This is a genomic window from Cognatundibacterium squillarum (assembly GCF_014652435.1).
GTDB classification, from domain to species: domain Bacteria; phylum Pseudomonadota; class Gammaproteobacteria; order Burkholderiales; family Burkholderiaceae_D; genus Undibacterium; species Undibacterium squillarum.
In genome coordinates, this window is record NZ_BMYU01000003.1 from 73,733 (window position 1) to 87,731 (window position 13,999).

Here is a 13,999-nt window from a genome sequence, read left to right on the forward strand (position 1 = left end):
GAACCTGCTCAATGTCTGTCCTGCCTGCCTCTTCTGCTGACCAGCCTGATCTGGTGCTGATCCCCGGTTTCATGTGTGATGATCGCCTGTGGCAATGCGTGCTGCCTGCGCTGCAAAGCATGGGTCGTGTGCATTGCATGCCTGCGCATCAGCATGACAGTATCGAAGCCTGCGCCGCCGCAGTGGCTGAAAAAATACCGGATAACGCGGTGGTGATTGGCTTTTCGCTGGGCGGCTATGTCGCCCGTCATCTGGCAGCACACTGGCCGCAGAAAGTGCAGCGGCTGTTCTTACTGAACTCCTCGGCGCGAGCCACCACTGACGAAGAAATCGCCCGCGCACAGCAGCAACTGAAAGCACTGGAAGTCTATCCTTACCGCGGCCAGACCCGCACCGCCCTGCTGCGCGCACTGCATCCGCAGCGGCCCGATTCACGCTGGATTGACTGCATGCTGGCGATGTCGGTCGATCTGGGAATTACCACTTTCCGTCAGCAAATGACGATCGTACGCGCTGATGGTCACGCCGAACTGGCGGCGCTGCGCTGTCCGGTACACATCATCGCCAGTGCTGATGATCAGATGCGTAGCCTGCAGGAAGCCGAACGCATGGCAGCGGCCGCCAGCGGCAGCACGCTGGATGTGCTGGCAGACTGCGGCCATATGTCCGTCTTCGAACAGCCGGAACAAGTCATCCGTTTGCTGCAATACCACCTGACAACACTGCCTGCAGGCAAGTTTTAAGCCCTCAGAATACCCCACGGGGGTATTTTTAAAGCCCCTTATTTCATGCCGACAACAAGGCGATTTTCGCCTATACCCCCCTGTTTTTCCAAAAAACAGCCGACATCAGCAATGTTGTAAAAAATTTACGAAATGTAGACACTTTGATATTGAATTGTAGTTATCAATAGTTCAATATTATGTATGTTGCATTTTTTATATTTTTCCGGAGCAAACACCATGCGCTATCTTGCTTTTGTTCTGACCGTGATTTTCCTGATCTGGTTTGCCCATCGTCTGTTTAATGTCCGCCCTGCGCCCAAATCCCAAACGGAGCCGCAGGGTCCGTGGCCGTTTTATGCGCGCCATCCGCTGAACGCCGCGGAACAAGTGCTGTATCACCGCCTGAGCATGGCGCTGCCTGAATACATCATCCTCGCGCAGGTACCGCTGACCCGCGTCATGGGTGTCAGCAAAGGACACAGTTTTTTTGAATGGCAGCCGCGTATCCGCGATCTGCAGCTGGACTTTCTGATCTGCCGTAAAGATTTTTCCGTGGTCGCCGCCGTTGAGCTGGATGAAGATAATCAGCAGGGTCTGGTGCGTCAGGCAGTGGACGAGCGCATCACCCGCGTTTGCCGCGATGCAGAGCTGCGCTTAATCCGCTGGCACACCCGCCTGATGCCGGATGAGCTGGCGATCCGCGCCGCGTTCAGCGAGCCAGTGTTGTCCCGTCCCGCTGACCCGCATGTGCTGGATCAGGAATTTGAAGATATGGTGGCGAAGGCGCAGTAAGCGCCACGCCATGTCGTGTGCTGGCCGGAAGAGTCCGGCCTCAGCGCAGCAAGTCCTCAACCGCATCAATCACCATACGGGTGGCGGTTGCAATAATCAGCACATCGCCGGCAATCGTGACATAGCGATGGCCAGCCGGCAGCGGTGCCAGACGGCGATAAATATCCGGTGGTAATTCGTTGTAACGCAGATCGCCCGGCAGTGCCTGACCGCGCTGCCATTTTTTCAGTTGTCCCGGCGGCATACACTGCGCATTCTTTTTCGCCAGTCCCGGCGGACAATGGCCAGCGCGTTGCTGTGACTGATAGTAATCGCTGAGAATCTGGCGGTCGTGGCTGCTGAAACTCAGGCTGATATTCAGTTGCGCATCGCCGCTACGGTAATCCTGCCGCCCCGCATCCTGTTGCTGCGCCTGTTCGCCTTTGCCACGGCCATGCTTACCAGCCCATTCCGGTTTATCTGCCAGCGCACTCTGGCTCAGCAAACCGGCCAGACTCAGCGCGGCAATGATGATATTTCTTTCTGTTTTCATAGCAGTCTCCCGTGTGATATATGCCTGCAATCTTTAAGGATAGCGCAAAACTACAGCTTCACCACCAGACCGGCGGATGGGTAGCAGCAGGCACTGCCGGCAGGCTGAAATATGGCATACAGGCAGACATTTGCTCCGCCGGTCGCAATGCGGTCAGCGTACCGAAACCGGATGCTTCCTGTTGCAGCCAGTCAGCGCTTTCCGCTTCGCTCAGTTCACGACCTGTGATTTGTTCAGAAACTCCCAGCCGCGTCAGATAAGCACCGGTTTGCGCCAGCGATACCTGTATCTGCCAGTTACCGCCCTCTTCCGCACGGCGCTGCAGCGCACGCATAATCGCAAATGCGGCCAGATAGCCGGTTGCATGATCAAGTGCCTGACACGGCAGTTTGCCCGGCATCTGCAAAGAATCGCCGCTGCCTTCGGTGCAGGCAATGCCGGTTGCCGACTGCACCAGACTGTCGTAACCACGCCGCGTTGCCCACGGGCCCTGTTGTCCGTAGGCACTCAGACTTAACTGAATCAGCCCCGGATAACGTTCTGCCAGCGCTTGTTCTGATAAACCAAACGCCGCCAGCGCACCGGGACGGTATGCTTGTATCAGTACATCCGCCTGCGAAAGCAACTGATGAAACTGTGCCAGTTGCGCCGCATCGCGTAAATCCAGCTGGGTATTGCGTTTGCCGCGACCTGTATCCATCACCAGCGCCGGAATATTCGGTAAATGCGCAGCACCGACTGCCAGTACATCGGCCCCGTGCTGCGCCAGTGTACGCGCTGCTACCGGTGCAGCAATCACCCGCGACAAATCCAGCACCCGCACACCCTGCAAAGGCCGCGCAGCAGCTGTCCACGGACGCGGTGGCGCATCACCGCTGCGCTGCAAATGAAATAAGGACTGCGCCGCAATCGCCGCTGCCTGCGGATGCGATTGCCATTCAGCAGGCGTACGGATCAGCGAAGCACACAGGCCACGTTCGGATAAGGCTTCGGTCAGACTGGCTGCGCTATGTTCACGGATCGCAGCAGCGACCGCATCGCGGCTGTCTGCACAACCCAGATGCTGCAGCACGCCCTGTAAATGATGAGGAAAATTGGTATGCAGTTGCAGCCAGCGCTGATCGCCAGCCTGATAGTAGCCGGATACCGGGCTCCAGGGTTCCGGTGGCATACCGCCATTCAGACGCAGATAACGTTCGCTGCGAAACACCGCCAGCGCATGACGCTGGTTCACCGACACGGTTTGCTGCACGCCGCCGCGTGCTGCAAAAATCTGCTGCGCCGCCAGCGCTTGTGCTGCAATGCTGGCGGATGCCAGTGCACCGACCTGATAACGCGATGGCAATTGCTCTGCATCACCGGTGAAATGTACGACGGGCAGGCTGGCAGCGTCCGCACCGCTGAGTTGCCACCAGTCCTGAACGATTTGCTGCGCTGTCAGTGCCATGCTCAACGCTCCGGAAAATCAGGTTTACTGAATAAATATCTTTACAGCTGCCAGTGTCACAACAGGATTTTCTTCCTGCGGTACATGACCGAGTTCATCAAACATAATCAGTTTAGAACCGGCGATATCCTGATGAAAATGTTCTGCATATTCAGGCGGAATCAGCTTGTCTTTACCGCCCCATAAAATCAGTGTCGGCACGCGTACTTCTTTGATCAGTGCAGCTTGTTCACCCGCCTGCAACTGGCGCAGACGCTTGCGCAATGCAGCGCGGTTACCGGCGCGTACTGTCATCGCGGTATAACGTTCTATCAGTTCCGGCGTGACTTTTTCAGGATTACCGTAGACATCACGCACACTGTCTTCCATCGTGCTTTTGGGCAGTAAAAAATCCATCGGCCATGCAAGGATAGGAATCCGTGCAATCTGAAATCCGACCGGAACCGATTGCGGTTTGAAATCGTAACCGGATGCATCCAGCAAAATCAGTTTTTCCACGCGTTGCGGCATGTCAGCCGCGAAGCGCCATGCGATTTCACCGCCCAGAGAATTACCGGCGATGATGGCTTTTTTCACGCCCAGTGTATCCATCAGGCTTTGCACAAACCGCAGATAAGCCGCGATGCTGTAATCATTATCCGGTGCCGGTCCGGTCAGCCCGAAACCGGGCAAATCAAAACTGATGACGCGGTGATCTTTCTTCAGATCTTTGGCCCAGCGCTCCCAGGTGTGCAAACTGGACGAGGTGCCGTGTATCAGCAGCACAGGAACCGGATCCTGCGCCCAGCCTTCATCACGCACATGCACCTGCATACCATTCACGCTGACAAAGCGCGACGGCGCAGCCGCCCAGCGATCCTGTAACTTTTGTACCGGCTGATCCGGCGCCCAGTTCATCGCCACCACTACCGTTACCGCCAGCACTGCCAGCGCCAGCAAACTCCACATCACCATTCGGGAACGTTCACGCATAACACCTTACCGATTACAGACTGTGCTGCAATCAACGATCTGTCAAAACAGCTATTGTCCCATGTCAGCGCAACAAACAACAGTGGCAGGCATTTCCTGCAGGAAAGTATGTATCAGGGCGCTGCGCTGCTGTTCGCAACATCCGAAACGAACGCTTACATTTTTCTGATTGCCCGCCAGACGCACTCTGATTATCTTGTGCGGTTTTCTGTTACCCGCTTTTGTATGGATGCCGTCTTGCGAAAAAACCGTTTCCTGATCCGTCGTCAGGTCAGCCTGCCATGGGCCGGCCAGCACTTTGACGTGCTTGATCCGGATACCACGCAACCGGTAATGGAATGCCGTGAACAACGTGGCAGCTGGTTGCGCAGAATCGCGCAATGGCTGGACTGGTCTGCGGGGATGCCGGGGCCGGTGGAATGCAGTACGCCGGAGGGGAAAGTTGTTTTAAAAATCCGCAAGCACTTTTCGCTGATGTCACATTGCCTGTCATTTGAAAATGCTTACGGCTGCGTGCTGGGGAAGGCAGTCTGGTCGCGCCATGCATCCGACAGTCAGGTGACCGTCACAGACGCGCATGGCCGCTGTCTGGGTATGCTGGTGCGTGCTGACAAAGGCTGGCATTACCTGAGCAATGGTCAGCAGAGTGCTGCCAGTCTGTCGGTGTATCAGCCGAGAGCTCAGTTGCTGGATATTGATCCGGGACTGGCACCGGAAGCGCTGGTCAGGCCGCTGATTCTGGGCGTGATGCTCGGCACCTCAGCTTACTCGCCGGAGTAAGCTGACTACGCGGATCTCCGCTTTATTTCCGTGCCGGTTCGGACGAAGGCGGCGTACCGTACTGTGGTTTTTTCTTTCTGTCCTGACCATTCGGCCGCACATTCACCACTTTGCCTTTGCCCTTACACGGTTTATCGGACCAGACCTGACGGCCATCCACTTCACAGCGGAACACCGGCACTTGTGCCTGTGCTGTGTCCGCAATCCAGAGTAATCCTGCCAGTGCAAGACCGGCTGCAGCGATGCATTTCATAGTAATCCTGATGTCGTGGTCAGCCCACAGGATACTGCAAGCGCATCACAAAAGTTGTAACTGTCGCGCCTGCTCACGCAAAGTCGCGCGGAAATCCGGATGTGCAATCGCAATCATGGCTTCCGCCCGCTGGCGTGCAGACTTACCGCGCAGTTGTGCCACACCGTATTCTGTCACCACATAATTGATATCGTTTTTACTGGTCGTGACATGCGTGCCGGGACTGAGTACCGGCACCACGCGACTGATGCTGTCTTCTTTGGCAGTGGATGGCAGTACGATAATCGCTTTGCCATTTTTGGAACGGTTAGCGGCACGGACAAAATCCACCTGCCCGCCGGTGCCCGAATACGGCAGATGTGCCAGACTCTCCGAACCACACTGTCCGAGCAAATCAATTTGCAATGTGGCATTAATCGCGACCAGATTGTCATTCTGCGCGGCGATATACGGGTCATTGGTAAAATCAACCGGATGCATTTCAATGGCAGGATTGCGGTGCAGGAACTGATACAGTTTGCGTGAACCCAGTGCAAAGGTGGCGACCATTTTGCCCGGCATAAAATTTTTACGGCGATTCGTGACCACACCCTGCTCAATCAGCGACAGAATGCCATCACCGATCATTTCGGTATGGATACCAAGGTCTTTTTTATCCGTCAGCTGCATCACCACCGCATCCGGAATACCACCGTAACCGATTTGCAGCGTAGAACCGTCTTCAATCATATCCGCCACATACTTACCGATGGCTTGCTGAACCGGGCCGATTTTCGGCAAACCGACTTCCGCCACCGCATCAGTGCTTTCTGTCAGTGCGGTCACCTGTGAAATGTGCACGTGGCAGGCACCGTAAGCAAACGGTACATTTGGATTGACTTCCAGAATCACGGCGCGGGCTTTGGCAATGGCTGCCATGGTGTAATCAGCGGCCAGACTCAGCGCAAAATAGCCATGCTCATCCATCGGTGAGGCCATCGCAAACACGACATCAGACGCCATCCAGCCGCGCGAAATCAGCGCTGGCAATTCAGAAAAATACGCCGGTAAGAAATCAATTTGTCCGGCCTGCCCGCCGGCACGCGACGCTGCGCCAAAAAATAAGGCCAGATGCCGCACATGCGCAGTCGTTTCAGGATCGAAATAGCCATATTTTTTGACTGCCAGAATCTGCGCGACTTTGACATCACGGAACTGACGACGCTGTTCCGATAAGGCATTCAGTAATGACGGTGGCTCACCGACGCCGGTCGGCACAATAATGGTGTCGCCGTCACGGACGTGGGCAATGGCGTCGCTGGCTGAACAAGATTTCTGACGATAAAGCTCCTGAACCTGCATGATGTGCTCCTGTCTCCAAGGTGGGATGTCCTGCAACCTGTTGCCGGTGCTGTGGACACATGTCGTGTAATACCAGTCTCTTCCTGTTTGCTTACATCAACATGACAAGGCCCGCCTGAAACAATTGCCTGTGCATGTTACTCTGCTGATCTGCATCAACCGGAACATAAAAAGGAAAATCCATGCTCGAGTTACATCATCTGAAGGAATCACGTTCACGCCGTATCAGCTGGCTGCTGGAAGAACTGGAACTGGATTATCAGGTCATCATCTATGAACGCGATCCGAAAACCCGTTTCGCGCCACCTGAGCTGAAAGCAATTCATCCGCTCGGTAAAGCACCGGTGCTGAAGGATGATGATCAGGTGCTGATCGAGTCCGGTGCAATTATCGAATATCTGATTCAGCGTTACGGTAACGGTGCGCTGGTGCCTGCTGCCGGTACAGCGGCGTATTACCAGTACCTGCAATGGATGCACTATGCGGAAGGCTCCGCCATGCTACCGATACTGCTGCGTTTGTATGTCGGCAAACTCGGTGAGGCCGGTGCACCGCTGCATCCGCGCATCCACTCGGAACTGGCGAATCATCTCGGTTATATGGAGCAATCGCTGGAAGGAAAAACCTGGTTCTGCGGTGACGAGATCACCGGTGCAGATATCCAGTTATCGTTCGTCGCACAAATTGCGGTGCGCACCGGTGGTAAAGACATGTATCCGAATCTGGCGCGTTTTGTTACAGCACTGGAAGCGCGTCCCGCATATCAGCGCGCTGTTGCGCGCTACGGTGAGTAAACCGAATAGTTAGAACTCATTTCATAAATAGCCACGAGTGCGAACGCGGGGTGCCGGGAGGCAGTGCGCGGCGTCGTTGCGCAGCACAGGCTGGTGCCTGTGCAAGCGACGCAACAAAGCAATGCGCCCGGCACCTCCGTTCCCGAAGGGTTTGCCTCATAGCGCACGCTGGACAGCGTTGGACGCGTTGTGAATAGCATCGCTATTCACTGCCTTGTCCGCCTTGCCAGCCCGCGCTATGAGACAAACGCATCTCGCGGATATTTATGAAATGAGTTCTAATTTCAGACTGCTTTGCGCTGGCGCCATGCCAGCTGCGCCAGCCAGCCCCACGCGAGCAGAAAGGCCACGCCGCCGAATGGCGTTACGGCGCCAAGCCAGCGTATGCCACTGAGTGCCAGCAGATACAAGCTGCCACTGAACAACAGGATGCCTGCAAGCATCAGCCAGGCCGGTACAGAAAGACGCCAGTCCGGTTTCTGAATTTGCAGGATGCCAATACCCAGTAAGCCCAGCGCATGCACCATCTGGTAATGCACTGCGGTTTGCCAGATCGCCAGCATGTCGGCATCCAGTATTTTTTTCATTGCATGCGCACCGAACGCACCGGTTGCCACCGCAATCAGCATCCCGAGCGCACCGGTGAGCAGCATATGTTGAGCAGAAAATTTCATTGTTGTGTCCGTAAAAAACGCTGCCCCCTGACGGAGGCAGCGTTATTGTCGCATGCGTTACAAAAATGCAGAATCAGTGCGCCGTTTTGGTTTCCGGCCCGGAGCTGATCAGCTTACGCAGGAAAGGAATCATCACGATCATCAGTACACCGACCGCAACGGCACCCCAGCCAAGGCGCGAAAAAATCATATCGTACACAGGATTGGTCAGCGCTGCTTCGCCTTCTTTAGCTTCAGGAATCATCCCGGAGAAATAGCTGGCCAGAATCGAAGCAGTACCTGTGGTCAGCATCCATGTCCCCATCATCACACCCTGATAACGGGCCGGTGCAAGTTTACCGATCATTGCGTAACCCACTGGCGAGATAAACAGTTCACCAACGCTTTGCAGCAGGTAGCTAATAAAAATCCATTCAAACGCCACCATGCCGGAAGCCGGTGCCAGATGAATCCCGAGCGGCAATACCAGAAAGCCTGCACCGATGAGTAACAAAGCAACCGAAAACTGTGTAGGAATATTCACATCAATACCGCGCTGACGCAGGCTGTTGAACACCGCTGCCATCATCGGGCCACCGATCATAATCACAAAGCTGTTGATGTTTTGTATCCACTGCGGTGCGATTTCGTAACCATGTACGATGCGGTCAACATTGTTCACTGCAAAAATCTGCAAGCCCATCGGTGCCATTTGGTACAAAGTCCAGAACACCAGCGAACCGAGCGTCAGCAACAGATACGCCATCATATTTTTCTGCTCACGCTTGTCTTCATGACGCAGGGTCAGGAAGGCGATGATGAGACCGATCAGCACGCTGACGATCAGGACCAGATTACCGGTCAGTTCTGCATGATGCAGCATGACATAAATCACCGGAACCAGACCAACCAGCACTGCCAGTCCGACAGCCAGACGGCCACGGAATTGCGCCTGTGTCACCTCCATCAGCGGAGTACTGATATCCGCGATGCGCTTCCAGTTAAACAGCGCCAGCACGATCGCAAGGAAATTACCGATGGTCGCAAAAATGAACAGGCCACTGTAATCTTCACGCAACTGATATTCACCGGCAGCCAGGAAGCCAATGAAAAAACCCAGATTCATACCGGCGTAATTCCACAGGAATGCACTTTCGCGGCGGTCATCTTCCGGTTTAAAACGCTGCGTCAGCATCATGTTCAGGCAGGTCACATTCAGACCGCTGCCGGTCAGAAATAAAGCCAGCCCCCAGTACAAACCGGTATGGCTGCCCAGAGAAATCGCGGCACAGCCAAGCACCTGTAACACCATGCCGCCGACAAACAGATTACGGTTACTGATAAAACGGCCGCCCAGATAACCACCGAATAAATGCAGACCATAATTAAACGCGCCGAACACGCCCATGATGGCGGTGGCATCTTTGTTAGTGAAACCGAGTTTTTTGGTCGCGTACAGCACCAGTGTGGAATACAAAACGGCAAAACCCAGTGTGGCGAAAATCTGAATAAAAAACAGTGCCGCCGATCCTTCAGGAATATTCCTGAGTTTGTGTTGCAGTGAAGACAAAGTCACCTCCGGTGAGTACCGGTACGGTCTGTGATTTCCACCCGGAAAAAATCAGCCATACCGTTGAATTGTTATAGGGTGGCAGCATTGTAAAGCAGCACCGCGGCGAACCCTAAGCGCATTTATGGCAAAACAACGATGATACAGGCATAAAAAAAGCTGACCGGGTTCCGTTCAACCCGGTCAGCTTTTTTTATGTTGCGGCGCAAATAACGGCTACTTTATGCTGTTATCTGCGCCTTTTACCTGCATCAGGCTGCGCTGCGTTTGACCTCACGCATCTGAAATTCCGCCAGTAAGGCGGCTTCTTTTTGCTTTGCAGAAGCCAGATAGCGTTCTTTTACATGGCCGTAACCACGGATGTCTTCCGGAATGCTTGCAATCGCTACCGCTTTGGCCAGATTGTCGGCATTCAGCGAAGACAGCAAACGGCTGATCGTTTCACGATATTCCACAGGCAAGCGGCGTTCGGTACGACGCTCTTCGGTGCGGCCAAAAGGATCAATGGCCGTACCGCGCAGGAATTTCATTTTAGCGAGCAATCCGAATGCCTTCATCATCCACGGACCGTAATGCTCTTTCACCAGATGGCCTTTGGCATCTTTCTTCGCAAACATTGGCGGTGCCAGATGGAAATGCACCTGATAATCACCTTCAAACATATCGGCAATTTTCTTCTGGAAGCGACCATCGGTGTACAGACGCGCAACTTCATACTCATCTTTGTACGCCATCAGTTTGAACAGGTATTTCGCCACTGCTTCGGTCAGACGTAATGGCGCACCGGCCACGACTTTTTCTTCTGCAGTTTTGACCTGATCAACAAATGCTTTGTACGACGCTGCATAGTCTGCATTCTGATAATCGGTCAGGAAAGCAATACGCTTCTCAATAACTTCATTCAGATTCGGCTGACGCTTAATTTCCACCACTTGTGCCGGTGTGGCCAGACGTTTTACTGCAGCCAGATCATGCGCTGCCAGACGGCCCCAGTTGAATGCCTGCTTATTGAAATCAATCGACACACCATTCAATTCAATCGCACGCATCAGTGCAGCTTCTTCAAGCGGCACCCAGCCTTTTTGCCAGCTGTAACCGAGGATGAACATATTCGTCGCAATATTGTCACCCATCAGTGCAGTCGCAATCGCACCCGCATCCACCAGATCCACACGACCTTCACCGCAGGCACGCAGAATATCCGCTTGTGCAGAATCGCCGGGGAATTGCCAGTCCGGATTGCGGATAAAGGTGGAGGTCGGCGAACCATTGGCATTGATCGCAGCATAAGTACGGCCTTCACCCATACGGGATAAGCAATCTTTGCCTGCAGTCACGATCAGGTCGCAACCAATCACCAGATCTGCCATACCGGTGCCGACGCGCGTGGAATGCAATTGTTCTGCACGGTCTGCCAGACGTACGTGCGACATTACCGCACCGCCTTTTTGCGCCAGACCGGTCATATCCAGTACCGAGCAGGCTTTACCCTGCAAGTGTGCCGCCATCGCCATAATCTGACCGATGGTAATTACGCCCGTACCACCGACACCGGTCACCAGTACGCCGTAAGGGTTGCCGGTTGGTGGCAGTGCAGGTTTAGGCAATGCATTCACATCCAGCGCTGAACCCGGCTCCAGTTTGGTTTTGGCTGGCTTTTTCAGCTTGCCGCCTTCCACCGTCACAAAGCTCGGGCAGAAACCATTCACGCAGGAGAAATCTTTATTACAGGAAGACTGATTGATCTGACGCTTGCGGCCGAAATCAGTTTCCAGCGGTTCAACGGACAAGCAGTTCGACTGTACCGAGCAATCACCGCAACCTTCACACACAGCTTCATTAATCACTGCACGTTTCGCCGGATCCGGGTAAGCCGGTTTGCCGTCTTTACCGATTTTTTTGCGGCGGCGGCGTTTTTCCGATGCACAGGTCTGATCGTAAATCATCGCGGAAACACCCGGACATTCACGCAGCTCACGCTGTACCACATCCAGTTCAGAGCGGTGACGGACTGTAACACCCGCTGCCCACGGATACGACGGCCCGTATTTTTCCGGTTCATCCGTGACCACGATAATCGGATTCACACCTTCTGCCGCAATCTGACGGGAAATCATGCCCGGATCGAGCGGGCCGTCAAACTCTTGTCCGCCGGTCATCGCGACCGCATCATTGAACAGAATTTTATAAGTGATATTCACACCACCGGAAATTGCTGCACGGATTGCCAGCAAGCCAGAGTGGTAATACGTACCGTCGCCCAGATTACAGAAAACGTGTTTTTCATTGGTGAATGGTGCCGCACCAACCCAGGTCACACCCTCACCGCCCATATGGGTAAAGGTAGACGTTTCACGGTCCATCCATGTCACCATATAGTGACAACCGATACCTGCCAGCGCACGGCTGCCTTCCGGTACTTTAGTGGATGTGTTGTGCGGACAGCCCGAACAGAAATGCGGCACACGGTCTTTATTCGGATCCGGCTTGCCGACATTCGCCAGTGCCTTTTCTTTGGCTTCCAGGAATTCCACGCGCTTTTTCACGCTTTGCTCAACCGGATGACCTGCAAAATAACGGGTAATACGGGATGCGATCGCACGGGCAATTTGCGCCGGGCTCAGTTCATAGGTTGCCGGCAACAGCCATTCACCATGACCGGAACCGTGCAAGTTACTCCACTCGCCGGAATCGTCAAATTTACCCACCACACGCGGACGGACTTCGTCTGCCCAGTTGTATAACTCTTCTTTCAGCGCGTATTCAAGAATCTGACGTTTTTCTTCAACGACCAGAATTTCTTCCAGCCCCTGCGCAAATTCGCGCACGCCTTCGGATTCCAGCGGCCAGGTCATACCGATTTTGTACAGGCGGATACCGATATCCTTGGCAACCTGCTCATCAATGCCCAGATCCGCCAGCGCTTCACGTGTATCCAGATAGGATTTACCGGCAGTAATAATACCGATCTTGGCATGCGGACTGTCCCAGATAATCTGATTCAGTTTATTGGCACGGGCGTAGGCCAGCGCTGCATACCATTTATAGTTATTCATACGGACTTCCTGTGCCAGCACAGGGTCCGGTGTACGGATATTCACACCATCTGCCGGCAGTACAAAGTCTTCCGGAATAACAGGTTTAACGCGCTCAGGATCAATTTCAACGACCGCACCGGATTCCACCACATCGGTGACGCATTTCATCGACACCCACAAGCCGGTATAACGGGACAGCGCGATACCGTGCAGACCATAGTCCAGATATTCCTGTACGGTGGACGGATACAGCACCGGAATACCGCAGGCTTTCAGAATATGTTCGGACTGATGCGCTGCTGTCGAGGATTTTGCCGCATGGTCATCACCGGCAATGACCAGCACGCCGCCATGTTTGGATGTGCCGGCCAGATTCGCATGCTTAAACACGTCACCGCAACGGTCCACACCCGGGCCTTTGCCGTACCACATCGCGAATACGCCATCGTATTTCGCGCCGGGGAACATATTGACCTGCTGCGTTCCCCAGACTGAAGTGGCCGCCAGATCTTCATTCACGCCCGGATGAAATTTCACATGGTACTGATCGAGGTGTTTTTTGGCTTTGGCAGCGGTCAGATCGACATTGCCCAGCGGTGAGCCGCGATAGCCACTGATGAAGCCACCGGTATTTAAACCACGCTGTTCATCGGCCTGACGCTGCAGCATCATCAGCCTGATCAGCGCCTGCGTACCGGTCATAAAAGCATGACCTTTTTTCAGGGTGTATTTATCGTCGAGTGTGACAGACGTATCAATGGCCGCCTGCTGCCCGTTACTGAGAGGTGCGTTCATGGGGTCTCCGTGTTTTTTATCTCTGAAGATCACGCCGGTGCGGCGGGATCACACTGAATCACCTTATGAGTGAATCATAGCGCTTATTTTGGATCGCACAGTATCACGCAGTACTGGTCTGCCCCATGTACAGGTTCTGAAAATCTGACCGGTACAGTACGACTGACAGTGACCCGAACTGTACTGGTCTGCCAGTCCTAAAAAATTTTGCATCGCACAAAAAATCGCTTTGTCCTTTTTGCATTTATGTGCTGAAATAACAGGCACCCCTATAGAAATCTTCCTCAGTTTTTCCGTTGTTGGTCAG

Annotated in this window: 12 protein-coding genes; 4 read left to right on the top strand and 8 right to left on the bottom strand. The window is 54.0% G+C overall.

The genetic code is table 11. The features are described from left to right. Positions 1 to 11: 11 nt before the first annotated feature. Positions 12 to 743 carry an alpha/beta fold hydrolase gene (locus IE092_RS07445; protein WP_189356429.1) on the top strand — a complete coding sequence of 244 codons (732 nt, stop codon included), beginning with the start codon at positions 12 to 14 and terminating at the stop codon, positions 741 to 743. Positions 744 to 962: 219 nt separating this feature from the next. Then, positions 963 to 1,517: a DUF2726 domain-containing protein gene (locus IE092_RS07450; RefSeq protein WP_189356430.1), complete on the top strand. Its 555-nt coding sequence runs from the start codon at positions 963 to 965 to the stop codon at positions 1,515 to 1,517. 40 nt (positions 1,518 to 1,557) lie between these two features. On the opposite strand, the gene IE092_RS07455 is transcribed toward IE092_RS07450, so the two are convergent. Genes IE092_RS07455 through IE092_RS07465 form a run of 3 tightly spaced genes read right to left on the bottom strand, consistent with a single transcriptional unit; the run spans position 1,558 to position 4,468 of the window. Further along, positions 1,558 to 2,049 carry a hypothetical protein gene (locus IE092_RS07455; RefSeq protein ID WP_229793088.1) on the bottom strand — a complete coding sequence of 164 codons (492 nt, stop codon included), beginning with the start codon at positions 2,047 to 2,049 and terminating at the stop codon, positions 1,558 to 1,560. Between the two features lie 58 nt (positions 2,050 to 2,107). Continuing rightward, entirely contained in the window at positions 2,108 to 3,490 is a 1,383-nt protein-coding gene (locus IE092_RS07460; RefSeq protein WP_373295325.1) for a CoA transferase, read from the bottom strand. Between the two features lie 30 nt (positions 3,491 to 3,520). Further along, a complete protein-coding gene (locus IE092_RS07465; protein ID WP_189356432.1) occupies positions 3,521 to 4,468 on the bottom strand; it encodes an alpha/beta fold hydrolase in 948 nt (315 codons plus the stop codon). A gap of 108 nt (positions 4,469 to 4,576) precedes the next feature. Between IE092_RS07465 and IE092_RS07470 the strand changes: the two genes are divergently transcribed. Next, entirely contained in the window at positions 4,577 to 5,248 is a 672-nt protein-coding gene (locus IE092_RS07470) for a hypothetical protein (RefSeq protein ID WP_189356433.1), read from the top strand. A 22-nt stretch (positions 5,249 to 5,270) separates the two neighbouring features. On the opposite strand, the gene IE092_RS07475 is transcribed toward IE092_RS07470, so the two are convergent. Further along, entirely contained in the window at positions 5,271 to 5,501 is a 231-nt protein-coding gene (locus tag IE092_RS07475) for a hypothetical protein (protein WP_189356434.1), read from the bottom strand. A gap of 45 nt (positions 5,502 to 5,546) precedes the next feature. Beyond that, entirely contained in the window at positions 5,547 to 6,842 is a 1,296-nt protein-coding gene (locus IE092_RS07480; RefSeq protein WP_189356435.1) for an acetyl-CoA hydrolase/transferase family protein, read from the bottom strand. 182 nt (positions 6,843 to 7,024) lie between these two features. On the opposite strand from IE092_RS07480, the gene IE092_RS07485 reads away from it, so the two are divergent. Further along, on the top strand, positions 7,025 to 7,636 hold the full coding sequence (locus IE092_RS07485; RefSeq protein WP_189356436.1) for a glutathione S-transferase family protein: 612 nt from the start codon (positions 7,025 to 7,027) through the stop codon (positions 7,634 to 7,636). Positions 7,637 to 7,920: 284 nt separating this feature from the next. On the opposite strand, the gene IE092_RS07490 is transcribed toward IE092_RS07485, so the two are convergent. The 3 genes from IE092_RS07490 to IE092_RS07500 form a co-directional block, all read right to left on the bottom strand. Next, on the bottom strand, positions 7,921 to 8,310 hold the full coding sequence (locus tag IE092_RS07490; RefSeq protein WP_189356437.1) for a DUF423 domain-containing protein: 390 nt from the start codon (positions 8,308 to 8,310) through the stop codon (positions 7,921 to 7,923). A gap of 73 nt (positions 8,311 to 8,383) precedes the next feature. Further along, on the bottom strand, positions 8,384 to 9,859 hold the full coding sequence (locus IE092_RS07495; protein WP_229793089.1) for a peptide MFS transporter: 1,476 nt from the start codon (positions 9,857 to 9,859) through the stop codon (positions 8,384 to 8,386). A 251-nt stretch (positions 9,860 to 10,110) separates the two neighbouring features. Then, positions 10,111 to 13,692, bottom strand: coding sequence for an indolepyruvate ferredoxin oxidoreductase family protein (locus tag IE092_RS07500; RefSeq protein ID WP_189356439.1), 3,582 nt, complete (start codon positions 13,690 to 13,692; stop codon positions 10,111 to 10,113). Positions 13,693 to 13,999: the final 307 nt, after the last annotated feature.

What these genes read in the sequence shown, in the direction of transcription:
- IE092_RS07490 (WP_189356437.1), bottom strand. Translation starts at nt 8,310, where the DNA reads ATGAAATTTTCTGCTCAACATATGCTGCTCACCGGTGCGCTCGGGATG.
- IE092_RS07475 (WP_189356434.1), bottom strand. Translation starts at nt 5,501, where the DNA reads ATGAAATGCATCGCTGCAGCCGGTCTTGCACTGGCAGGATTACTCTGG.
- IE092_RS07470 (WP_189356433.1), top strand. Translation starts at nt 4,577, where the DNA reads ATGTATCAGGGCGCTGCGCTGCTGTTCGCAACATCCGAAACGAACGCT.
- IE092_RS07445 (WP_189356429.1), top strand. Translation starts at nt 12, where the DNA reads ATGTCTGTCCTGCCTGCCTCTTCTGCTGACCAGCCTGATCTGGTGCTG.
- IE092_RS07465 (WP_189356432.1), bottom strand. Translation starts at nt 4,468, where the DNA reads ATGCGTGAACGTTCCCGAATGGTGATGTGGAGTTTGCTGGCGCTGGCA.
- IE092_RS07500 (WP_189356439.1), bottom strand. Translation starts at nt 13,692, where the DNA reads ATGAACGCACCTCTCAGTAACGGGCAGCAGGCGGCCATTGATACGTCT.
- IE092_RS07455 (WP_229793088.1), bottom strand. Translation starts at nt 2,049, where the DNA reads ATGAAAACAGAAAGAAATATCATCATTGCCGCGCTGAGTCTGGCCGGT.
- IE092_RS07480 (WP_189356435.1), bottom strand. Translation starts at nt 6,842, where the DNA reads ATGCAGGTTCAGGAGCTTTATCGTCAGAAATCTTGTTCAGCCAGCGAC.
- IE092_RS07450 (WP_189356430.1), top strand. Translation starts at nt 963, where the DNA reads ATGCGCTATCTTGCTTTTGTTCTGACCGTGATTTTCCTGATCTGGTTT.
- IE092_RS07485 (WP_189356436.1), top strand. Translation starts at nt 7,025, where the DNA reads ATGCTCGAGTTACATCATCTGAAGGAATCACGTTCACGCCGTATCAGC.